We start from the raw sequence: 22,782 nt of genomic DNA, 5'->3' as shown, positions 1-22,782 counted from the left end.
TGGGGGGCGGATGTTTAATCAAAGCAAAGTTAAAAAGAGTTTATCCGTAAAATCTGTTATAGAAAGAAAAAACGCATGTCAAATAGGGCGGAGTATTTTTTCTAGCTGTGATGATACAAAGAATAGTATTTATAACCAACAAAATCTTTTTTTATTGATGCCTTTCAAAGAAGCAATCATCGTTATTAGAAAATGGTTAGCGGATTGTATTGATAAAGAAGTTTCTTTTGGTATCCATTTTTCACTGATTTTAGTCTTTTTTTCCCTAGGAATCATTTTTTATTTTCATTTAGAACAGGAGCCAAGTTGGGAACAATTGGGGGCATTGGTTAGCATCTTTTGGGGAATATTCTATATTGCGCGTTTTTATCGAAAAATATGGATTCTCGTGGGATTTTTGTTTTGTATTGTATTGGGAGCTTTGGCGGCAAAAATAGAAACATGGCGTATTGCAACACCCATGTTAAGCAGAGATATTGTCACTACATTAACGGGAAGAATTGTTTCTATTGAATCAGTCCCCAAAGGGGGATTTCGTTTAGTCTTGGATGTTGTAAGTACAGAAAAGCCCATATTACACCATAGTCTTCATCGTGTTCGTTTATCGGCAAGATATTTGCCATCTGGATTAGTAATTGGTGATGGACTCTATGGGAAGGTTAAGCTTCGTGCATTCTCTGGACCGGTGCGTCCAGGAGGCTACGATTTTAGTTTTCATAATTATTTTAAAGGGATTGGGGCGCAAGGCGTTTATTTAGGAAAACCAAGAAAAATATCCATTTCGCAGTCTGATGGAATATTCGCTATTGTTCTGCAGAAAATTGAAAATTTACGCATGAAGATGACACAAAGAATCCGTCTAGCCCTTGAAGGAGAAAAGGGAAGTGTTGCGGCAGCTCTCATAACAGGACAGCGTGCTGGTATTTCAAATGAGACAAATGAGGCACTGCGTGTGGCTGGATTAGCCCATATTTTATCCATATCAGGTTTACATATGGCTCTGTTGAGCGGACTAGTTCTTTTGACTATCCGTAGCTTTTTAGCATTTTTTCCAGTTTTTTCTTCCTATTATTCCAGTAAAAAATTGGCTGCTATCGTTGCATTTATGATAACAGCTTTTTATTTACTCTTGTCGGGCTTAGCAATATCAGCACAAAGAAGTTTTGTGATGATTGCTGTCATGTTGGTTGCTATATTATGTAATCGCTCAGCTATCACAATGCGTAATTTTTCTATTGCGGGGTTGATAACTCTAGCGATTAGACCCCATGAAATATTAGGTCCTAGCTTTCAAATGTCTTTTTCTGCGACGGCTGCTTTGATTGCTTTTTTTGATTGGTGGAGCAGAAGGTCACTTTTTCGTACAAGAAAAATAATCTCCTCTTATGTTGGAGAAAAAGTGATAAATTTCGCTTTTATATCAATATTTTCAACATGTGCATCTTCGCTTATAGCAGGGAGTGCAAGTGGAATTTATGCTGCTTATCATTTTTCTAATATGGCATCTTTAAGCATTATCAGTAATGCTTTTGCTTTGCCTATCATCTCAATTTTGGTTATCCCTTTCGGATTAATCGCAGTTCTTGCAATGTTAGGAGGATTCGAATGGCTTCCTCTTCAAATTATGGGATTTGGTGTTGATCTTGTGATAAAGATTGCACATGCTATCAAGACTATTTCTCCTGATTTGAATCCTGGTTTTATGCCGTTGTCTGCGTTAGTTTTATTGAGCATAGGCTTGGTTGGACTGACTTTTTGCAGAACACCCATCAGGCTCTTTTTTAATCTTTTTATTGTAGCTGGTATTTCTATTTGTATAATGCATTCACCTGTACAATTGATTATAGCAGATAATATGCGTTTTGTGGGTGTTATCCAGGATAAAAAATTATATATTGATCGTTACCATTATTCTAAGTTTACGACATCCATCTGGAAAAAGTCATTTCATTTGAATGAAACAATTAAACCAACAAAGTATGGTCCTTCGTTTCTTGGACAATTTATTTGTGATCATTATATATGCACATCCTTATTAGAGAATGGATTAAAAATTATCATTTTACGTGAAAAAATAGATCACTGTATAGAGGCAGATATCCTCATTCAGACATTTGTAATGCAGAATCCAACATGTCATAAGAAGGCAAAAATAACCTTTACGCCTCAACAAGTATTATCACGAGGAAGCGTTATGGTGACTAAAGGCGGGGATATTATTTGGTCTTCACGAGGGTTTCATAGACCGTGGAATATGCACAGACAGCATTCACAAAAAATCCCATAATTTATCGCATTTTTTTCATATCTGGATACTTGACAAAACAAAAAATAACAGAAGATTTTTCTGATACATTTTTACGTTTTTTAAATTGATCAGTTTATCAATTGCATTGTGAATGAGGAAAAGCCCCAACAACTTTTCTCGAAGAAATAAAAAAGATAATTGTTGATTATCCTATTTTATTCTTATCATATATTTCTATAACGAGTAACATCTCTTCAAGAGAAAGATGACGGTTAAGTTTAGATAGACTGAGTTTAAGAGGCTGCCTTTTATTATCATTGTTATTGGTGGCAAGAGTGGTGGTAAATGTTGTTTGCGGATAAAAGGTAAAGTCATTCATGGATGTTCAGCAGTTAAAAAAGAGAGCGGCTATTAAAGCGCTTGAATTTATTGAAGATGATATGCGGCTTGGCATCGGATCGGGGTCAACTGTTAATGAATTTATTCGTCTTCTTGGTGAGCGTGTTGCGGATGGTCTGCGGGTGACTGGTGTTGCGACTTCACGATATTCTGAACAACTCTGTCATAAGTTTGGGGTACCTGTTCGCACTTTAGAACAAATACCTGAACTGGATCTGGATATTGACGGAGCAGATGAAATTGGTCCTGAAATGATGCTCATTAAAGGGGGAGGGGGAGCATTGTTGTATGAGAAAATTGTTGCATCGGCATCTCGTGCAATGCTTGTCATTGCTGATGAAACAAAGATAGTCAAAAGACTTGGTGCTTTTGCACTACCGATTGAAGTGAATCCATTTGGTATCTATACAACACGCAAAGCCATCGAAAAAGTCGCGGGGGATTTAGGACTTTCTGGAGAAATTGCATTGCGAATGGATGGAAAAAATCCTTTTAAAACAGATGGTGGTCATTTTATTTTTGATGCATTTTGGGGATGCATTTTGCAGCCCCAATTATTATCGGATGCGCTTCTTGCCATTCCTGGTGTTGTTGAACATGGTCTTTTTTTGGGATTGGCTTCACGTGCAATTGTCGCTATGGCGGATGGTCAAATAAAAGTTTTAGAACCATTTGATTTTTAGAAAAGACATTTACATGGTGATATGTTAGCACAATAAAAAAGATTTTGGGTAGAATAACGAATTTAAATTATAATTAGCGATTGGGGTAATCATTAAATGAGAATAATATTTTCTTTTCAGCGTTTTTTCATATATTTGGGTGCAATGATCATTTTTTTTGTGAATATTGGAATGGTTTATGCACAAGGTGTGAGTGATCAACATTTAGATTCAGCTCGAAAGGCGATTAGGGCCATTCATGCAACGGATCAATTTGATAATTTTTTACCGAACGCAGTTCATGATTTTAAAAATGAACTGATCAGTGATGATCCGAATTTGGCAACAGCTATTTCTGATATCGTTGATAAGCAAGCGCTTGCTTTAATTAAAAGGCGCTCTGATCTAGAAAAAGAGATTGCTCATGTGTATGCAAAATATTTTACTCAAAAAGAGCTTGATGCAATCACAGCATTTTATAATTCTGATACTGGTAAAAAGTTTTTGACAGAGGTTCCTAATATTGCACGTGATTCCTATTCTACATTTGATGTATGGCGTTCTGCTCTTATGCAGGATCTTGTAGAAAATGTGAAAAAAGAAATGTCTGAAACACTTAATTTGAATAATTCTACGATACCTCCAAAATCAGAAGCTCCAGAAAATAAAAAATAACTTGATTGATATAGTGACAGTAATCTGCAATTTCTGATTTTTTAAAAGCGGCGGTTTTTCCGCCGTTTTTAATATTTTATTAAGAGTCTGTCCTTTTAGACTATTGCTTTATAGAAAAATATTCTTTTAAAAGAAAAAAGACTTTCATTTAATAATAAATGACTTTAGCCTATCATTACAAATATATGAGAAGGAATAGTTTGTGGGCTCTTTTGATTTTGATTTATTTGTTATTGGAAGTGGTTCTGGTGGGGTACGTGCAGCAAGGCTTGCTGGAGGTCTTGGTAAGCGTGTCGCTATAGCAGAAGAATATCGTATAGGGGGGACTTGTGTTATTCGTGGTTGTGTTCCCAAAAAGCTTTATGTTTATGCTTCACAATATGCAAAAGAATTTAAGAAAAGCGTGGGTTTTGGGTGGAAATATGCGGATCCAATTTTTAGCTGGAAAAAGTTGGTTGCGGCTAAAAATGAAGAAATATCAAGATTAGAAGGGCTGTATCGTCAGGGGTTAGAAACTAACAATGTGCATATTTATGAAAGTCGTGCTACTTTTATTGATGATCACACATTAGAGCTTTCTGCTACGGGTGAGCGGGTAACTGCGGAAAAAATTTTGATTGCAACGGGGGCAAAAGTTGCACCAAATACGACCATAGAAGGCGTCGATTTTTGTCTGACTTCTAATGAGATTTTTGATCTTGATGAACTCCCAAAATCAATAGTCATTGTTGGTGGAGGATATATTGGTGTTGAATTTGCTAATATTTTTCATGAGTTAGGTGTAAAAACGACACTCCTTCATCGAGGTGATTTAATTCTTCGTGATTTTGATCACGATTTGCGACAATTTCTCAATGATGCAATGATTGAAAAAGGGATTTCTATTCTCTATGGAGTAACAATTTCTAAAGTGCAGGCGGCAGAAAATTGCTATAATGTTCTTTTATCAAATGGGCAAATGATCAACACGGATCAAGTTATGTTAGCCACAGGGCGTATGCCCAATACAGTGGGTTTAGGACTTGAAAGGGCAGGTATAGAAGTTAATGCTTTTGGTGGTGTTATTGTTGATGAGAAAATGACCACAAATATCCCTCATATTTGGGCTGTAGGGGATGTAACGGGTCATATTCAATTAACACCTGTTGCGATCCATGATGCAATGTGTTTTGTTAAGACAGCATTTGAAAATATTCCCACAAAACCTAATTATGATTTAATTACAACAGCAGTTTTTTCACAGCCTGAGATTGGAACGGTAGGTCTTTCAGAAGAAGAGGCGATACAGCGTTATAAGCGTCTTGAAATTTATCGGACAGTTTTTCGTCCTATGAAGAATGTTCTTTCCGGTAGTTCAGAAAAAATGTTTATGAAGCTCATTGTTGATGGTGAAAGTCGTATTGTTGTAGGCGCTCATATTTTAGGAGAAAACGCTGGTGAGATGGCGCAACTTATTGGAATATCTCTCAAGGGTAAGTTGACGAAGGATATTTTTGATGAAACGATGGCGGTGCATCCAACGATGGCAGAAGAGTTGGTAACGATGTATAAACCAAGTTATATATATGAAAATGGCAAGAAAATAGAGAATTAAACAACACCCCATAGTGTGGTAAAAAGTTTTTGATATGCTAAGCTGGAAGCTTAATTTTTTAGAGAGAGTATAATGATAAAAGAATGGGCGCCTGACTCTTGGAGAAAAAGGCCAATTAAGCAAGTTCCGACTTATCCGGATAAGTCTATGTTGGAAGATGTTGAACGAAAGCTGAGAAGATATCCGCCTTTGGTTTTTGCCGGTGAAGCACGTGATTTAAAAAATGAATTAGCAGCTGTTGCGAAAGGCAGAGCTTTTTTATTGCAAGGTGGTGATTGTGCTGAAAGCTTTGCAGAACATGAAGCTGATAATATTCGTGACTTTTTTCGTGTATTTTTGCAAATGGCGATTGTTTTAACCTTTGGGAGTTCTAAACCCGTTGTTAAAATTGGTCGTATTGCTGGTCAATTTGCAAAGCCCCGCTCTTCTGATGTCGAAAGCAAAGAGGGAGTCGAGCTTCCTTCTTATCGGGGGGATATTATTAATGGTATTGAATTTGGAGCCGATTCTCGTATACCAGATCCGCAACGGATGTCTATGGCTTATCGCCAATCAGCGGCAACCCTTAATCTGTTGCGTGCTTTTTCGCAAGGTGGTTATGCTAATTTAGAAAATGTTCACACATGGATGTTGAGTTTCATTTCTAACAGTCCGCAGGGGGAACGTTATGAATTATTGGCAGAGCGTATTTCTGAAGCAATTGATTTTATGCGTTCGATAGGGATTACATCCAAAACGCATTCTTCATTGCGGGAGACATCTTTTTATACCAGTCATGAAGCGCTTTTGCTTGGTTATGAAGAGGCTTTGACTCGTATTGATTCAACTTCAGGGCATTGGTATGCAACATCTGGTCATATGTTATGGATTGGTGACCGTACACGTCAGATTGACCATGCTCATGTTGAATATTGTCGCGGCATTAAAAATCCTATAGGATTAAAGTGTGGTCCTTCCATGGAGTCTGATGAGCTTCTAAAATTAATTGATATTTTAAATCCTGAAAATGAGCCGGGGCGGCTTACTCTTATTACGCGCTTTGGTTATGATAAGGTTGAAAGTTATCTGCCTAAACTCATCCGTGCCGTTGAACGCGAGAAGCGTGAGGTTATATGGTCATGTGATCCAATGCATGGCAATACAATTACTGCCAATGGTTATAAGACGCGTCCCTTTGATTATGTTCTAAAAGAAGTAGAGAATTTTTTTGCAGTACATTGTGGAGAGGGAACCTATCCAGGAGGCATTCATATTGAGATGACAGGTCGTGATGTAACGGAATGTACGGGCGGGGCGCATGCTATTTCTATCGATGACTTATCTGATCGTTATCATACGCAATGTGATCCACGATTAAATGCAGATCAAGCGTTAGAATTAGCTTTTCTTGTTGCTGAACTCCTTAAAAAAAATCGTGTGGCTGATTCATTAGCACTTGTTGCTGGTGGGTAGGAAAAAATTTTTCTGGCATTTTTTATTTTAGATCATTATGGCCGAAAAGAATTAAAAAAATAATATTTTCGATGGTGAAGAATAAAGTTGTGGTTGCCAAACTGATGAAGTGATACAAAGACTTATGAAAGATAACTTTCGGGTAGCCGTTGCCCAATTAAATCCTATTGTCGGTGATATTGAAGGGAATTTTTCTCTAGCCGTTATGGCGCATCAAAAGGCTAAAGAAGAGGGGGCTGATCTTGTTCTATTTACAGAGCTTTTTATAAGCGCTTATCCGCCGGAAGATCTTGTTTTAAAGCCTTCTTTTACAAAAACATGTGAAGAGGCTGTTGAGAAATTAGCAAAAATAACGCTAGGTGGGCCTGGAATTGTCATTGGTCTTCCTTTAAGGCGTAATGGCAATATTTATAACGGTGTCATGCTTCTTGATGAAGGACGAGTCATTGCCGAGAGCTTTAAGTTTGATTTACCTAATTACGCTGAGTTTGATGAAAAGCGTCTATTTTCTTCCGGATCACGACCTGAGCCTATTATTTATCATGGGATAAAATTGGGAATAGTCATTTGTGAAGATATTTGGAATGATTTCTCTCTTAGTACAGAGCTTAAAGATAAAGGCGCTGAAATTATTCTGGTCCTTAACGGATCTCCTTACTATCGTAATAAAACCTTAAAACGTATAGAAATTATTCATATGCAAGCTCTACAATCTGGAGTGCCGATTATTTATGCTAACCAAGTTGGTGGTCAAGATGAGCTGGTTTTTGATGGAGGATCTTTTGCTTTAAATGGACAAGGTCAAAAGGTGTTTCAAATGAAACACTTTGACAGCCATCTTGCTTTGAGTCATTGGCAACGAACAACGACAGGGTGGCACTGTGTTTCAGGTCCGAAAGAAAGTCTTTTCAATGGATTAGCGGCTGATTATCAAGCTTGTGTTTTAGGTTTGAAAGATTACGTTAATAAAAACGGTTTTAAGGATGTTATTCTTGGTCTTTCAGGAGGCATTGATTCAGCCCTGTGTACGGCAATGGCGGTGGATGCTCTTGGTGCTGAGAGGGTTCGCACTCTTATGATGCCTTATCATTATACTTCACAAGAATCATTAAACGATGCCAAAAAATGTGCCCATCTTTTGGGATGTCACTATGAAATCATACCGATTGAGCAAGCTGTTGAGGCTTTTTTGAATATAGTATCGCCTCTTTTTTTAGGCTTACCCTCTGATGTAACAGAAGAAAATCTTCAAAGTCGTATACGCGGTACACTTTTAATGGCTCTGTCAAATAAATTTGGTTCAATGGTGGTGACAACAGGCAATAAGTCAGAAATTGCTGTGGGATATGCAACACTTTATGGTGATATGAATGGAGGTTTTAATCCTCTTAAGGATATTTATAAAATGCAAGTTTATGCATTAGCTGAGTGGCGCAATAAAAATTATTTGCATCATTTAAAGGGACCAGAAGGAATTGTCATACCCCTCAATATTATAGAAAAAGCACCTTCTGCAGAGCTGCGGGAAAATCAAAAAGATGAAGATTCTCTACCCCCTTATCCTATTCTAGATGATATTTTGCAATCTCTTGTAGAAAATGACATGAGTATTTGTGATATTGTTCAACGTGGGCATGTCCGAGAAACTGTTGAGAAAATTGAACAGCTTCTTTATGGTGCTGAATATAAAAGGCGACAATCTGCACCCGGTGTAAAAATCAGTTACAAGAATTTCGGACGCGATCGTCGTTATCCTATTGTCAATTATTTTCGCGATAAAAATTGAGTATTCTTTTATGGTTAAAGTTCGTTTTGCTCCCTCTCCAACAGGTTATATTCATATTGGTAATATTCGTAGTGCGCTTTTCAATTGGCTTTATGCACGGGCCCATAAAGGAAAGTTTATTTTGCGCTATGATGATACAGATATTGAGCGTTCTAAACAGGAATATATCGATGCTATTGCTGTTGATCTTGAATGGCTTGGTATTCAACCAGATGCAATTTATTACCAATCTAAACGATTTAATCGATATGATGAAGTGGCAGAAATTCTCAAACAACGTGGTTTGCTTTATCCCTGTTATGAAACAGCAGAAGAATTAGAGCGACGCCGTAAAATAAAGCTTTCACGCAAACTGCCTCCCATTTATGACCGTGCAGCATTGAAGTTGACAGCAGAAGAGAAAAAAAACTTTGAATCACAAGGTCGTAAACCGCATTGGCGTTTTCTTCTTCCTAATTTTGAAAATAATCCTTTGCAAACAAAGCGAACAGAAGTTTGCTGGAATGATGCTGTAAAGGGAAATCAGACGATAGATTTAGCTTCTCTTTCAGATCCTATTCTTATTCGTGAAGATGGAACCTATCTTTATACATTACCGTCTGTTGTGGATGATGTCGATATGGCCATTACACATATTATTCGTGGCGATGATCATGTTACAAATACAGGAGCTCAGATTGCTCTTTTTAAAGCTCTTGATGCGGAATTACCGGTTTTTGGTCATTTCAATTTATTGGCAACAGTTTTAGGAAAAGGATTTTCAAAACGTAACAATGATCTTTCTATTCGTTCCCTACGGGAAGAAGGATTTGAATCGATAGCTGTTCAGTGTCTTGCTGTTTTGATTGGGACATCACAAAATGTGCATCCCTACCCCCATCAAGAAGCGCTTTTAGAACATTTTAATTTACAAAATACATCAAAGTCCATTGCAAAATTTGATATTTCTGATCTTTATACTTTGAATAGTCATCTTGTTCATGAACTAAATTATGATGACGTTAAAACGCGTCTTCAAAATCTTTCTATTAAAGGAGAAAAGGCGGAATATTTCTGGAATGCGATAAGAAGCAATATTGATAAAGTCAATGATGCTGTCTTGTGGTGGAAAATTATTCATGAAGAAAAGAGTTTTGATACTGTGGCACGAGAGGACCGTGAGTTTGTACAGCAGTCACTCAATTTCTTACCTGAGGGGGTATTGAAGGATGAAAGTTGGCAAGTCTGGACGACAGCATTAAAAGAAAAAACGGGGCGGAAAGGAAAGTCTTTATTTATGCCATTACGTCAAGCACTTACGGGCATTGATCATGGACCAGAAATGGGAAAGCTTTTACAGCTTTTAGGGCGCGAAAAGGTAATAGAAAGACTCTCTAGGAAATAAGAGAAACTTTTTAAAAGCATTTTTTATTTATTTTTACGTGTAGAATGAAACACGGGTTTATCTACGCGTTTTTATGAGCATGAATGCAGGAATATCGTCACCAAATCCAAGAGGCACGTAATTCCTATTTTTTCGTGAGTGTTGTTGCTCGGATGGATTTTCTTTACGTTTCACATTTTTGATATAATCTACTTTATTCTCTTTTACAGTCTTTTTAGGAGGGGCAAGAGGCTCTTTGGCAGCAGTTTTCTTTGATGATTGTGAAGATTTTTTCTTTACAACAATATCTTCTGTTTGATCATCGGTTATTAAAGTCGAAAGATCTCCATTGAGCCATTCAATTTTTTCATTGCTTATTTCTTCAATGGCGTTGATATATTTTTGATCATCTTTTGTTACGATTGTAAAGGCTTTTCCACGACGATTTGCACGCCCTGTACGACCAATTCGATGGATATAGTCTTCAGCATGTGTAGGAACATCATAATTAAATACATGACTTACCGCTGGGATATCAAGTCCACGAGCAGCAACATCAGAAGCAACCAGAAGCGTAAGTTTATTATTTTTAAAGTCGGCTAGGGTATTCATGCGTGAATATTGATCCATATCTCCATGAAGTGCGCCTACATTAAAGTTATGTTTGATGAGTGACCTAAAAAGTTCAGAGATGTCTCTCTTTCGATTACAGAAAATAATAGCATTTTGAAGCTTAGAACCTTCATTTTGGATAAGCTCTCGTAAAACCGCTCTTTTATCCCATGACTTATTTCCAGATTTGACAAGCCGTTGTGTAACTGTGGTTGCTGTTGAAGATGCTTTTGTCACTTCAACAGATACAGGAGAATGTAAAAATTGTTTTGTTAGCTTTGTGATTTCTGGCGCCATTGTTGCTGAAAAAAACAAAGTTTGACGCGTGAAAGGTGTTAGTTTACAGATACGTTCAATATCAGGAATAAAGCCCATATCCAACATGCGATCAGCTTCATCAATAACAAGGATTTCAACGCCCATCAGGAGTAATTTACCACGCTCGAAATGATCAAGAAGACGCCCTGGTGTTGCGATAAGCACATCCGCTCCTCGTTCCAGTTTACGATCTTGGTGTTCAAAAGAAACACCACCAATTAAAAGAGCAACATTTAAACGATGATTTATTCCGTATTTATCGAAATTTTCTTCAACTTGAGCTGCGATTTCCCGTGTTGGTTCTAAGATAAGTGTACGGGGCATTCGTGCTCTTGCACGACCTTTTTCAAGGAGAGTGAGCATAGGCAATACGAAAGAGGCGGTTTTACCCGTTCCTGTTTGAGCGATTCCTAGAACATCTTTTCTTTGAAGGACATGAGGAATTGTTTCACTTTGAATAGGTGTTGGAACTGTATATCCTGCTGACTTTACTGCATTAATAACCTTTGCGGAAAGACCTAAATCATCAAAACTATTCAAAGATGGTATCATTTTTTTATCAATTGCTCTGTGCTTTTAACTTCGCTATCTCAATAATAAGTACAACCAACACTCTCTACTCTTAAAGAGTATTAAGATACTTTCAAAAAAAGCCAACTATAACAATCATATACATATAAAGCGCATAATACAATCATTAATAGCGAAATTGTTCTGATAAAATGCGTTCATCCCATGAATGACTTGAGTCAAAAAGGATTGAAGCTGTTACTTCTGTTGCCATTGAGATCGTCACTGAATGGACAGATTTAACCTCAACATTATCTGCAGCAGCATTGACAGGGCGTTTGTCAGGTTCAAGCATATCAAAACGCACTGTTACTGTATTGGGAAGCAATGCCCCATGCCAACGTCTTGGGCGAAAAGGGCTCACAGGGGTGAGGGCCATAAGGGGGGCCATAAGGGGGAGAATAGGTCCTTGTGCTGATAAATTATAGGCAGTCGATCCTGCCGGTGTCGCGACGAGGATACCATCACAACTTAACTGTTCCATGCGTATGTTGTTATCAATGGTGATGCGAATTTTTGCTGCTTGATAAGATTGTCGAAAGAGGGATACTTCATTAATTGCAAGTGCCTCGATCGATTCTTGATAGTCAGCTTTTGCAATCATGCGCAAGGGATGAATTTCTTTTTTATGGGCAACAGCAATACGATTGGGCAATTTTTTTTCATGAAATTCATTCATAAGAAATCCTACAGAACCTTGATTCATACCGTAAATGGGTTTTCCAGTGTTCATAACATCTCGTACGGTTTGTAACATTGTTCCATCACCACCGATTGCAACAACAATATCAGTTTCTTCCAGAGAAGAATGACCGTAGACGGAAATTAATTTCTGGGTAGCTTTGAGAGCCTCCTCAGTTTCTGCGGAAATAAAATGAAAGCGACTTGGTAATGTAGTCATTTAAGAATTATCCTGATACTTATAATTTATCTTGTAACTTATTTTTTGAAAGTTTTGAAGTTATCATCAAAGCTCTTTTTATAATAAAAAGAGTATTGAAGACAAAAAGAGAAGCTATTTCAAGATAAAGTATCATTGTAGAAAAGAAAGAAGATTGCGTTGTTAGATAAATTACAAATAAGTAATTTTTTTATGAGAATGATCATTTAAACATTGAAGCTGATCGTATGATTAGTTAAAAGACCACAACTGATTTTGATAATCGGTGTAAAGCACCCGTAGCTCAGCTGGATAGAGCGCTGCCCTCCGAAGGCAGAGGTCACAGATTCGAATTCTGTCGGGTGCACCAAACTCTTCAATTTCATATCAGCCTCAATAACAATTTCCCCTAGAAGAAGCAGAATTCCTTTTTATGAAAATGAGTGGCAAATCAGTTGAGTTGTTTATTCAGTTTTGCCGCAAATGAAAAAATGATTTTGAAAGAAGTAAAATTTATGACTGCATCTATAATTGTTTCAGTTAATCATTTAAAATATCGAGATAAAAAACAAAGATCGATGGATAACATAAAAACACATTTAATTCAATCTGTTATTATGTCATTGATTCAGTGATGTTGACACTAGAACATTAAATATATTGTAATGGTCATTAAAATAAAGAGATCTGCTTTTATTTTTTGAGCTAAAGGCTGTTATGATAAGATGAGACGCGGATGAGAAATATAACCAGTTAAAGGAATAATAAGGAATGGGGGGGAAAATAATCATCTAGATTTGAATTCTTTCAAAATCGCTTTATTCGGTATGGTTGTCATGACTTTGGGGATGGGTATTGGGCGATTCCTCTATACACCGATATTGCCAGTTATGTTGGATGAGGGGTTGTTTACCTTTCATCAACTTTCTTATATAGCCAGTGCTAATTATGGTGGTTATTTAGTTGGGAGTATGTTCTTTACGTTTGGTAGAATTGGGAATATCTCTCTTGCTCCTCGCATGCTATCTGGTGCGGCCATAGTGACGAGTGCACTTATTATCTCCATGGCATTAACGGCAAGCTTTTACTTAGTTTTTTTAATCCGTTTTATTGCTGGTGTTGCAAGTGCAGCGATGATGGTTTTTGGTTCTATTATGGTTATGCAGCATAGCCATAACGGGCGGGTTGTTGCTTCGCTTTATGCAGGTGTAGGAGTTGGTATTCTACTGGGTAATGAATACGTTATCATTGGTTTGAATAAGGCGCTTGACGCGACAAATATTTGGTTGGGAGCCGGCTTAATATCTGTTGTATTGCTGCTTTTATTATTTATTCTGTTTCCACGGCGTATTGATGTGCCTCAATTTTCTGTTAAGGTACCGTTAGTGCATGAAAATATTGTTTGGTGGGAACTCGCTCTACTTTATGGGTTAGCCGGATTCGGTTACATTATTGTCGCAACATATCTTCCTTTGATGGCTAAAACATTTCATTTCCAACTCCTTGCGAGTCACTTATGGTCGCTTGTTGGAAGTGCCATTGTTCCCAGTTGTTTTATCTGGTTGTGGGCTGCACATCGGTGGGGGATATTACGTTGTCTGATGTTCAATTTGCTTATCCAAGCAGGATGCGTCTTATTGACACTCTTCAACCAGTTTCCTATTTTGGTCATCTTCAATTGCCTAGGTTTTGGATTCACTTTTATGGGGACGACCTGTTTGGTTATGCTGTTAGCCAAGCGTTTACGTGCACCATATGGTATAAATTTATTCGGATTTATTACATTAACTTACGGTTTCGGCCAAATACTGGGGCCTTTATTGACCGGTCTTATGCAATTTGGTTCATATACTATTATATTTTCGGTTATCTGTGGTGCCTTAGCACTTTTTGCCGCTGCCGGAATCTGTCAATATTGTCTTTGTAAAAAGATAGTTGGTGTTTGATAAATTTGTAACTTTCACTAAAGGCTGAGAAAATTTGTCAAGCCATTTTTTAAATATTTTATGAAGGTTGAATTATTATAGGGGGATGATAATATGCTTCACTCTACAGTTGCTATTTTAGGCGTTGGCCCTCGTGGAATCAGTATTCTTGAACGTTTGCTCACGCTTTATTGTCATTATCCATTTTCTGGGAATATTGATATTTTATTGATTGATCCCAACGAGATGGGAACTGGCGTGCATAGTATACACTAGCCAGATCATTTGTTGGTTAACACAGTAGCTTGTCAAATTACTTTGTTTGGTGATGATACAGTTAAGAATGTGGGTCTTATTCGTAAAGGTCCCAATTTTTATCAATGGGCTATTCAACAAGGCTATCGTAATATTAACGGTGTTTTTTCTCGTACAAAATATGATGGGAGAGAGATCAAAGAAAATGATTATTTATCACGTCGCTTATTAGGCGAATATCTATCTTTGGCTTACAGAGAGTTCACACAGAATTTACCTTCAGGTATTCGTATTAAGGAGATTCGACAAAGAGCTGAAAATCTCCATCTTTGCCCAGAGAACAATAAGATGGATATTGTTCTGGCAGACGGTCATCATTACAGTGCAGATTTCGTTTATATCACGACAGGCCATGGTAAGAATATATATTCTCAGCATGATGAGAGTTTGCAACAGTTTGTGGCTGCTCATCAAATAAAAAATGCGCTTTTAGACTATTATTCAACTCCTTATCCAATCGAACAGCTGAATTCTATAGCGCCTCGATCTCATGTTTTGATGCAAGGAATTGGATTAAGCGCCTATGATGTTTTATCGCAATTGACTTATGGTCGCGGTGGTAATTTTACTGAAGATGCTGGTCAGTTGCACTACATACCAAGCGGAAAAGAGCCTACGATAGCTCTATTTTCTCGTCAAACATTGCCTTTTAGTAGCCGTGGAGTTAATCAGAAAGGTGATGGTGAACAATATAGCATTGCTACCGGTTCGCCACAGATAAATTTTGAAACGCAGATTTTACCATTGTTGCTTAAAGAAATGAGCTACGTTTATCGAAGTACGCAACTGGGGCGTTGGCTCTCCCCTGAATCTTATATTGTTACTCCTAAAGATAAGCAGTGTATTCAAGAGTTATTATATCCTCATCAAAATAAAACATTCACATCTTTGGATGACTATACACAATTCTTTATTGAGTACTTGGAGGAAGATCTTTTTGCTTCTACTGCAGGTAATGTTGATGGCCCAGTGAAGGCAGCTACGGATGTGTTGCGAGATGTTCGAGATATCTTACGCGCTGCAATCGATTTTGGTGGGTTAACGGATTCATCTCATAAATACTTTATTGAACATTTCAATCCGAATTTCAATCGTATTTCTGTAGGACCCCCGATGCAGCGGAACAAAGAACTGAAGGCATTGATGGAAGCTGGTATTGTAACTCTGGCTGGCGGCCCGTCCCCCACATTGGTTCTCAATGCTGATACTGGTCGTTTCGAAATACATCCCATTTTCCAAGATGAGAGTAGTTTAGTTGAAGGAGATGTGCTGATAAAAGCTAAGATTGATAGTTTTTCTCTTTTTGATGACAATTCTTCTTTTATTCGCAATCTTGTTTCTCAGGGCATTATTAGGCCATTTATCAATCATGGATATCATCCCGGTGGTATTGACATTGATTGTCATCAGCATCCTATAAACACAGAAGGACAAGTACAAAACACACTATGGGTGTTGGGTAACCCCGTAGAGGGAATAAACTTTTATACATATATTTTGCCTAGACCGTTCGTTAATTCGCGAGCACTGTAGGATGCAGGGCGCTGTGTTATTGACATGTACGAGCAGCTTTTTCATCGCTACTCAGGCAAAGATTCGACAGTTAATGTACATTGATGTTATGAAAATTTTTTTGGTCCGCATGTCATCAGTATCCACTATAGCAATAATATTGATGCGCTTCGTTTTTCTGACGTCTATTTCAATAAGAACTTGGCTATTTGTTCTGTTGGATGAAGATACGGTTACAGGTTATTTGCTTTCGACGATGCTATACATGCCCTTTACTTTGATCTTTCCTTTACGAGGGGCGCCGATAGCCTATGAAGTCTCAGACTATTTAGTCTGGATTGATTTATTTATCTCTGCTCAATTTCTTTTTCGTGTATCAATAAACACTATTTTTCTGCTCGCAACCTGCATGTTATCGCCGATAAATACTAATTTTAAGATGCATATCTGTTATGTGTTAATCTTTTCATGTTCGTTTATTTTAGCTACTTTATTCAATATTTATAAATTATGGAGATCCTATGCCTTACGTAAACATTAAAATTACTAATGAAGATGTTACCTCTGAACAAAAGCGACAGCTGATTGAAGGAGCCACTCAATTATTGGTTGATGTTCTTAATAAAAATCCGAGAACGACTGTTGTCGTAATTGATGAAGTGGACACGGATAATTGGGGAATTGGTGGTGTTCCAGTGACGGAATTAAGAAAACTTTAAATAGTGAATAACTTTATGAATTTTATGACAAATTAATCTGGTCAATCGGGGCGTATTCGCCATTCCATTAGTCTGTTGCCGTTTTTTGATGGGGGAAAACCACAAGGTCAATATCAAGTGGGGCCATATCAAATAGGGCAATACCAAGGGGAGCAAGAGGAGGATATGCCATGAAGATCCCCGCAAAGCAGCTCGTGATTGAATTAGAGGATATGAGTTTAGACCTGATTTGTTATCATCATGTCTTGTCTGTTTTAGGAGATCGGAGGCAAGCGGGTTTACTGAAAGGTTATTTAGAAGCTACACTGGAGGCTAATCCAGAGATCGCTGGGTATGATGCTTTTTTGCCGCGGGGCTTAAAAGTTTTTCTGCCTGAATTTATCCCCCAAGAAAAGAACAGCGTGGTCAAACGGCTATGGGATTAATGCGCACACATCCCTTTATTGAGGTGAAGGTAGGGGATAAGCTTGTTCATGAAGTTTTTTACCAACGTCTTTTAACGGCAACCATCACAGACAATGCGGGTAATGAAGCCGATACATTCGAGGCGGAATTTGATGATAGCGGCAATGATTTAGAGATTCCCTCCAGTAACAGTGCACTCCATGTCACCTTTGGCTATCAGGACAGCATTCGTGCCTTTATGGGGCGTTTTATTGTGGAGACGGTGATCAGTTGTGGGGGCAGTGATGGAGAGATTTTGCGCCTTTGTGGCAAAAGCGCCTCGATGCGTGCGGAGATCAAAGAACAGGACAGCGAACATTTTGACCACAAAACCATTGCTGAGATTGTTGAGACCCTTGCCAAACGTCATGGTTATCAAGCAAAGGTGAGCCCAAAATTCACCAAACAGACTCTTCCTTATGTGGTACGCACCGATCAATCGGCGATTGATTTTTTAACTAGGCTTTCTGATCGGATGCAGGCGCGTTTTTTGATCAAAGACAATAAGTTTTTATTTTTAAGCGGGGACAATCTCCCCCTCCAGACAATTCATCAACAGGAGTGTTCGCATTGGGAATTTAGTCTCGAGCCACGCACCCAATATAGCATGATAGAAGCACGATATTTTGATCGCGCAAAAGGGCAACAGCACGTTGTTACACATCGCACAAGGTATACGGGGCCCATTCGCCGTCTGCGGACGTGCTACCCTTGTGAGCAAGAAGCACAAGCTGCGGCTGCTTTCTGAGTCGGATAGGCTTTGTCGAGCCATGGGTAGTGGTTCTTTAAGCCTTGAGGGGCGCCCTGAAATCATGGCCGGTCAACCGCTTTTGCTTCAAGGGTTTCGAGGCGAAATCAATGGCACGTGGCATGCTGCAACCGTGACCCATTGCTATGAAAAGCAAAGCGGATACACCACAGAAATCACGCTAGAGGCACCAGATAAGGGGAAAGAGGCATGAGAAACCTAAACGTGTTAGAAACAGAAAACCCAAGAGACAATTTTTCCCCTTCTTTTCGGCAACTTCCCCATAATATTGAAGCAGAACAAGCGCTGCTCGGGGCAATCATGATCAATAATGATGCTCTTGAGAGCATTTCTGATTTTCTCAAACCAGAACATTTTTTAAAAGCCTTCCATCAAAGGCTTTTTGATATCATCTTAACAATTGTTCAAAAGGGAAAAGTTGCAGACCCGATTACCATGAAGCCCTTTATTGCAAATGATGAGAAAATTAGAGATATCACAGTCTTTAATTATGTTGTTCGTTTAGCCAAAGAAGCTGTCACAATCATCAATACTCGAGATTATGGACAGGTTATTTATGATCTGTTTATTCGGCGTTCTTTAATTAACCTTGGCACTCAAATTGTAAATAGCTCTTTTGTTTCTCCTCTAGAACTTACCCCTTCGCAACAAATTGAAGCGCTTGAAAATCAGTTGTTTGCATTGGCAGAAAAAGGCAAATATGGAGGGGGTTTTGAAAACTTTGATAGAGCTATTGTAAAAGCCATTAACATGGCAAGTGCTGCAAAAAAGCGTTCTTCACAGCTCTCTGGCATGGCAACCCATATTAAAACTCTTGATGAAAAAATGGGCGGGTTGCAACCATCTGATTTGATTATCCTAGCAGGGCGCCCTGGGATGGGTAAAACGTCCCTTGCAACCAATATTGCCTTTAATATTGCCAATGTTTGCAAGAATCATGATGCCAGCCAAGCCAGTGAAGGGGGGATTGTCGGTTTCTTCTCCCTTGAAATGTCAACAGAACAGCTTGCAACCCGTATTATTTCTGAACAAACAAAGGTTTCTTCTTCTGATATACGACGGGGTAATCTTTCTGATGATCAGTTTATAAACATTGTTCATATGACGCATTCCCTTCAAACCATTCCTCTTTATATCGATCAAACGGGAGCTGTATCTCTTGCGCAACTAGCCGCGCGTGCAAGGCGTCTTAAACGACAACATGGTCTAGATGTTTTGATTATTGATTATATTCAACTGATGACAAGCGGTTCAAAGCGTTCTTCTGAAAACCGCGTTCAAGAGATTACAGCCATTACTATGGGGCTTAAAGCACTTGCAAAGGAACTCAATATTCCCATCATTGCGCTTTCACAATTATCGCGACAAGTTGAAAATAGAACAGATAAACGTCCCCAACTCTCCGATTTACGTGAATCAGGTTCAATCGAGCAAGATGCCGATATTGTGTTGTTTGTTTATCGTGAAGAATATTATCTCAAAAATGAAGAACAAAAAGAAGGCAGTGCTGAATATCACAAATGGAAAGAAGCAATGGAGCAAGTTAAGGGCAAAGCTGAGGTTGTCATAGCCAAGCAACGTCATGGACCAACAGGAATCGTCCCTCTGGCTTTCCAATCTGACTTTACATGCTTCTATGACCTAACGGATAACGACAACTTTCCAGAAATATCCGCTTGAGCGCAAAATAGTGATCTGATGATTGAGAAGCAAAATCCCATAGGTTCTCATAAAAAATGACGAATCTTAAAACACCCTTTGAAGACCCTTTGAGAACCCCTTAAAAATCATGTGAAAGAAAATAAATTGGTACAAAACCTAGTGTCAAAATATACAAAACCTGCTGGCAAGCTACAACAATAAAAGTGCTGTGGCGGAGGGGGTGGGATTCGAACCCACGGTACAGTCTCCTGCACGCCGGTTTTCAAGACCGGTGCCTTAAACCGCTCGGCCACCCCTCCAAATTAGATACGCTTTTTGACAAACTTCTTACAAAAGGTCAATCATTTTAATACGTATTCTAAAGTGTTTTTGTCAAATTATTTTAAATTTCAAACAAAATAATTCCTCATAAGTCAATTCTTTGAGTGTGTTACCTTAATATTTTTACTTGTAAACATAATAGTTTTTTTTGAAAAAATAAAAGGCAAATATGACAGTTATCATTTCATTTTCCTGTCTAAAAGTTTTTCAGAAAACAATATTTTTATTGTTAAAATTTCTGACAATCATTTTCTTAATGATAAGATATGTTTAGTTGGGGATGTTTTATAAATTACAGTAAATTTTTTTCGGACGTATATTTTTGAATTAGTTTACCTTTCCAGATATTTACTCTATTTAGATCATCCATATTGTGCGAAAAGAAGATATCATTGTTCTGACAGTTTACGAGAGATAAATTAGATATATCGTACAGTTAAAGATTTACTTGAAGAAAACAGCTGATTTACTCTCATAGAGAAAAAACTGAAAAATTCAGTAAATAATCACGGCAAAGTTTTTATTGATTAACAGTGAGTTTTATTAATTCTTACACTATTTGAATAAAATTTTACGCAAGATTTGCATTGGCGGTGTAAAAATTCTTCCAAGCAAGACTGAAAATTAGCTATATTTATAACACTTTTTTCTATAAGATTAGCAAGGGATTGATTTGAATAGAGGAACAAGCTTTTTGAGCGATACACTTAGATCAATAGAGAGAAGTCCTTTTATGAAAGAATCAAAACTTTCATAATAACATCTTTTAATTTTTTGAACGATATTAAAGAGATGGAAAGCGATTCTGAAAATGCTAGAGCATTTGTTAAACTGTGTATTTTAAAGAATACAACTTAACAGTACTAATCAGGCATAAATCAAAAGCATAAAGCTTAACAAAAAAATTTCAAAAATCTACACCCTTATATTTATTCAGGCATATCTCACTTCTTAAAAAATATTCAAAATCAGTAATTTAAATAAAAAGTAAAAGAATATGGTGGGCGATGAGAGACTCGAACTCCCGACATCCTCGGTGTAAACGAGGCGCTCTACCAGCTGAGCTAATCGCCCAATGCAATGATCAGCAACTGAATGGGTCCTCTTTAAGGAAAAAATTTTCTAAACGCAAGAATAAAGATGTTATTTGATAATTTTTTTAAAAAATGCATAATCCTTCTTGACATAAACGAACGAACCCCTTACACGACCGCTTGTACCGAGAATAAATTGGTGCAAAAGAATGCGCGGGTGTAGCTCAGTTGGTTAGAGTGCTGGCCTGTCACGCCGGAGGTCGCGGGTTCGAGCCCCGTCACTCGCGCCATTTTATATTTCTTTATGGATTTCTTTTTACTGTATTCATGTGCTGTGAATTAGGTAGAGTGTCTAATTTAGGGGGGATATATTTTTTCTTCCTTTTTACATGGTTTGTTGAGAATAGGGCTTGCGTCTTTTGTTGCTCTGCGTTACCTATGCCGATAAGAAAAGTATCGCTCTGTATACCTTTCAAGCAGTGTGAGTAGAATTAATAGAGCGATTATTAAATTTGTCTGTTTGATTTCGCAATATCGGATCATTATGTTAAATTCAGGCATTTTATTAAGATGGAAGAGGGTTATGGCTTATTTATTGAGCTCTTATTTGCCAGTCTTGATTTTTATTATTGTCTCAGCGGTTATTGCTGGGGTTTTATTGATTACACCTTACATTGTAGCGTATCGTTCTCCCGATCCTGAAAAGTTATCGGCGTATGAATGTGGGTTTAATTCATTTAGTGATGCACGTATGAAGTTTGATATTCGTTTCTATTTGGTTTCAATTTTATTTATTATTTTTGATCTTGAAGTTGCTTTTCTTTTTCCTTGGGCTGTTTCATTCGAATCGATAGGTATGTTTGGCTTTTGGTCGATGATTGTGTTTTTAGCGATTTTGACTATTGGATTTATATATGAATGGAAAAAAGGAGCTCTTGAATGGAATTAAGATCTAATAATTCAACGATTACCGCTCCAAAACCAAAAGGAATCATTGACCCCAATACGGGTAAATTGATAGGATCAGATGATAAGTTTTTTCGTGATATTAATGCTGAATTATCAGATAAAGGTTTTTTAGTTACCTCAGCAGATACCTTGATTACTTGGGCACGTACCGGTTCTTTGATGTGGATGAGTTTTGGTTTGGCTTGTTGTGCTATTGAAATGATGCAATGCTCAATGCCTCATTATGATAATGAGCGTTTTGGATATGCACCACGAGCTTCACCCCGTCAATCTGATGTGATGGTGGTCGCAGGGACTCTAACAAATAAGATGGCACCTGCTTTAAGAAAAGTATACGATCAGATGCCAGAGCCACGTTATGTGATTTCTATGGGGTCATGTGCAAACGGTGGGGGATATTATCATTATTCCTATTCAGTGGTGCGTGGATGTGATCGTATCGTGCCTGTAGATATATATGTTCCAGGGTGTCCGCCTACAGCAGAGGCATTATTATACGGAATATTGTTGTTACAGAAAAAAATCCGTCGTACCGGATCCATAGAGCGTTAGA

16 protein-coding genes, 4 tRNA genes and 3 pseudogenes are annotated in these 22,782 nt (G+C 37.9%); 18 read left to right on the top strand and 5 right to left on the bottom strand.

Going from position 1 to position 22,782, the window contains the following annotated elements; translation table 11 throughout:
• The first annotated feature begins 10 nt into the window (after positions 1 to 10).
• Entirely contained in the window at positions 11 to 2,287 is a 2,277-nt protein-coding gene (locus tag T429_RS0104850; protein ID WP_005773620.1) for a ComEC/Rec2 family competence protein, read from the top strand.
• Between the two features lie 166 nt (positions 2,288 to 2,453).
• Here the strand turns inward: T429_RS0104850 and T429_RS10615 are convergent, their stop codons facing one another.
• Complete coding sequence (locus T429_RS10615) at positions 2,454 to 2,627, bottom strand: hypothetical protein (RefSeq protein WP_154645784.1); 174 nt, start codon at positions 2,625 to 2,627, stop codon at positions 2,454 to 2,456.
• Here T429_RS10615 and rpiA point away from each other — a divergent pair.
• The 6 genes from rpiA to gltX all read left to right on the top strand — a co-directional run bounded on the left by rpiA (position 2,626) and on the right by gltX (position 10,200).
• Positions 2,626 to 3,330, top strand: a complete 705-nt coding sequence (gene rpiA, locus T429_RS0104845; RefSeq protein ID WP_005773619.1) for a ribose-5-phosphate isomerase RpiA — start codon at positions 2,626 to 2,628, stop codon at positions 3,328 to 3,330. The genes T429_RS10615 and rpiA overlap by 2 nt on opposite strands.
• 96 nt (positions 3,331 to 3,426) lie before the next feature.
• Positions 3,427 to 3,984, top strand: a complete 558-nt coding sequence (locus tag T429_RS0104840; protein WP_005773618.1) for a DUF2059 domain-containing protein — start codon at positions 3,427 to 3,429, stop codon at positions 3,982 to 3,984.
• Positions 3,985 to 4,186: 202 nt separating this feature from the next.
• Positions 4,187 to 5,578, top strand: coding sequence for a glutathione-disulfide reductase (gene gor / locus T429_RS0104835; protein WP_005773617.1), 1,392 nt, complete (start codon positions 4,187 to 4,189; stop codon positions 5,576 to 5,578).
• 72 nt (positions 5,579 to 5,650) lie between these two features.
• Entirely contained in the window at positions 5,651 to 7,030 is a 1,380-nt protein-coding gene (locus T429_RS0104830; protein ID WP_005773616.1) for a class II 3-deoxy-7-phosphoheptulonate synthase, read from the top strand.
• A 124-nt stretch (positions 7,031 to 7,154) separates the two neighbouring features.
• Positions 7,155 to 8,816, top strand: a complete 1,662-nt coding sequence (locus tag T429_RS0104825; RefSeq protein WP_005773614.1) for an NAD+ synthase — start codon at positions 7,155 to 7,157, stop codon at positions 8,814 to 8,816.
• Positions 8,817 to 8,826: 10 nt separating this feature from the next.
• Positions 8,827 to 10,200: a glutamate--tRNA ligase gene (gltX, locus tag T429_RS0104820; RefSeq protein ID WP_005773613.1), complete on the top strand. Its 1,374-nt coding sequence runs from the start codon at positions 8,827 to 8,829 to the stop codon at positions 10,198 to 10,200.
• 57 nt (positions 10,201 to 10,257) lie between these two features.
• Here the strand turns inward: gltX and T429_RS0104815 are convergent, their stop codons facing one another.
• Positions 10,258 to 11,661: a DEAD/DEAH box helicase gene (locus T429_RS0104815; protein ID WP_005773612.1), complete on the bottom strand. Its 1,404-nt coding sequence runs from the start codon at positions 11,659 to 11,661 to the stop codon at positions 10,258 to 10,260.
• Between the two features lie 145 nt (positions 11,662 to 11,806).
• Positions 11,807 to 12,580: an NAD kinase gene (locus T429_RS0104810; RefSeq protein WP_005773611.1), complete on the bottom strand. Its 774-nt coding sequence runs from the start codon at positions 12,578 to 12,580 to the stop codon at positions 11,807 to 11,809.
• Positions 12,581 to 12,852: 272 nt separating this feature from the next.
• On the opposite strand from T429_RS0104810, the gene T429_RS0104805 reads away from it, so the two are divergent.
• From T429_RS0104805 to T429_RS0104760, 8 genes and pseudogenes are all read left to right on the top strand, one after another.
• Positions 12,853 to 12,929: transfer RNA gene (locus T429_RS0104805), tRNA-Arg, on the top strand.
• Positions 12,930 to 13,356: 427 nt separating this feature from the next.
• A complete protein-coding gene (locus T429_RS0104795) occupies positions 13,357 to 14,505 on the top strand; it encodes a YbfB/YjiJ family MFS transporter (RefSeq protein ID WP_244548677.1) in 1,149 nt (382 codons plus the stop codon).
• 93 nt (positions 14,506 to 14,598) lie between these two features.
• A pseudogene (locus T429_RS0104785) lies at positions 14,599 to 16,332 on the top strand (FAD/NAD(P)-binding protein).
• Between the two features lie 500 nt (positions 16,333 to 16,832).
• On the top strand, positions 16,833 to 17,030 hold the full coding sequence (locus T429_RS0104780) for a 2-hydroxymuconate tautomerase family protein (RefSeq protein WP_005773605.1): 198 nt from the start codon (positions 16,833 to 16,835) through the stop codon (positions 17,028 to 17,030).
• Positions 17,031 to 17,066: 36 nt separating this feature from the next.
• Positions 17,067 to 17,204, top strand: a pseudogene (locus T429_RS11275) (phage tail protein); the annotation flags it as partial.
• A complete protein-coding gene (locus T429_RS0104770) occupies positions 17,201 to 17,455 on the top strand; it encodes a tail protein X (protein WP_005773604.1) in 255 nt (84 codons plus the stop codon). The pseudogene T429_RS11275 and the gene T429_RS0104770, both read left to right, overlap by 4 nt.
• Positions 17,455 to 18,436, top strand: a pseudogene (locus T429_RS09790) (phage late control D family protein). Before T429_RS0104770 ends, T429_RS09790 begins: the two are co-directional and overlap by 1 nt.
• A complete protein-coding gene (locus T429_RS0104760) occupies positions 18,433 to 19,923 on the top strand; it encodes a replicative DNA helicase (RefSeq protein WP_005773600.1) in 1,491 nt (496 codons plus the stop codon). Before T429_RS09790 ends, T429_RS0104760 begins: the two are co-directional and overlap by 4 nt.
• Positions 19,924 to 20,114: 191 nt before the next feature.
• On the opposite strand, the gene T429_RS0104755 is transcribed toward T429_RS0104760, so the two are convergent.
• Both T429_RS0104755 and T429_RS0104750 read right to left on the bottom strand, forming a co-directional pair.
• Positions 20,115 to 20,204: transfer RNA gene (locus T429_RS0104755), tRNA-Ser, on the bottom strand.
• A 1,020-nt stretch (positions 20,205 to 21,224) separates the two neighbouring features.
• Positions 21,225 to 21,300: transfer RNA gene (locus T429_RS0104750), tRNA-Val, on the bottom strand.
• 173 nt (positions 21,301 to 21,473) lie between these two features.
• Between T429_RS0104750 and T429_RS0104745 the strand changes: the two genes are divergently transcribed.
• The 3 genes from T429_RS0104745 (at position 21,474) to T429_RS0104735 (ending at position 22,781) form a co-directional block, all read left to right on the top strand.
• Positions 21,474 to 21,550 (top strand) — tRNA-Asp (locus T429_RS0104745).
• 293 nt (positions 21,551 to 21,843) lie between these two features.
• Positions 21,844 to 22,209, top strand: coding sequence for an NADH-quinone oxidoreductase subunit A (locus T429_RS0104740; RefSeq protein WP_005773599.1), 366 nt, complete (start codon positions 21,844 to 21,846; stop codon positions 22,207 to 22,209).
• The gene (locus tag T429_RS0104735) at positions 22,200 to 22,781 is read left to right on the top strand and encodes a NuoB/complex I 20 kDa subunit family protein (RefSeq protein ID WP_005775112.1); all 582 of its coding nucleotides are present in this window, start codon (positions 22,200 to 22,202) and stop codon (positions 22,779 to 22,781) included. Before T429_RS0104740 ends, T429_RS0104735 begins: the two co-directional genes overlap by 10 nt.
• The last annotated feature ends 1 nt before the right edge of the window (position 22,782 follow it).

The organism is Bartonella elizabethae F9251 = ATCC 49927, from assembly GCF_000518165.1.
Classification (GTDB): Bacteria; Pseudomonadota; Alphaproteobacteria; order Rhizobiales; family Rhizobiaceae; genus Bartonella; species Bartonella elizabethae.
The sequence above is the reverse complement of the archived record's forward strand: the minus strand, read 5'-3'. Positions and strand labels throughout refer to the sequence as shown.

Coding starts and splice junctions, on each gene's coding strand:
- T429_RS0104850 (WP_005773620.1), top strand. CDS start 11: ATGTTTAATCAAAGCAAAGTTAAAAAGAGTTTATCCGTAAAATCTGTT.
- rpiA (WP_005773619.1), top strand. CDS start 2,626: ATGGATGTTCAGCAGTTAAAAAAGAGAGCGGCTATTAAAGCGCTTGAA.
- T429_RS10615 (WP_154645784.1), bottom strand. CDS start 2,627: ATGAATGACTTTACCTTTTATCCGCAAACAACATTTACCACCACTCTT.
- T429_RS0104840 (WP_005773618.1), top strand. CDS start 3,427: ATGAGAATAATATTTTCTTTTCAGCGTTTTTTCATATATTTGGGTGCA.
- T429_RS0104830 (WP_005773616.1), top strand. CDS start 5,651: ATGATAAAAGAATGGGCGCCTGACTCTTGGAGAAAAAGGCCAATTAAG.
- T429_RS0104825 (WP_005773614.1), top strand. CDS start 7,155: ATGAAAGATAACTTTCGGGTAGCCGTTGCCCAATTAAATCCTATTGTC.
- gltX (WP_005773613.1), top strand. CDS start 8,827: ATGGTTAAAGTTCGTTTTGCTCCCTCTCCAACAGGTTATATTCATATT.
- T429_RS0104815 (WP_005773612.1), bottom strand. CDS start 11,661: ATGATACCATCTTTGAATAGTTTTGATGATTTAGGTCTTTCCGCAAAG.
- T429_RS0104810 (WP_005773611.1), bottom strand. CDS start 12,580: ATGACTACATTACCAAGTCGCTTTCATTTTATTTCCGCAGAAACTGAG.
- T429_RS0104780 (WP_005773605.1), top strand. CDS start 16,833: ATGCCTTACGTAAACATTAAAATTACTAATGAAGATGTTACCTCTGAA.
- T429_RS0104770 (WP_005773604.1), top strand. CDS start 17,201: ATGAAGATCCCCGCAAAGCAGCTCGTGATTGAATTAGAGGATATGAGT.
- T429_RS0104760 (WP_005773600.1), top strand. CDS start 18,433: ATGAGAAACCTAAACGTGTTAGAAACAGAAAACCCAAGAGACAATTTT.
- T429_RS0104740 (WP_005773599.1), top strand. CDS start 21,844: ATGGCTTATTTATTGAGCTCTTATTTGCCAGTCTTGATTTTTATTATT.
- T429_RS0104735 (WP_005775112.1), top strand. CDS start 22,200: ATGGAATTAAGATCTAATAATTCAACGATTACCGCTCCAAAACCAAAA.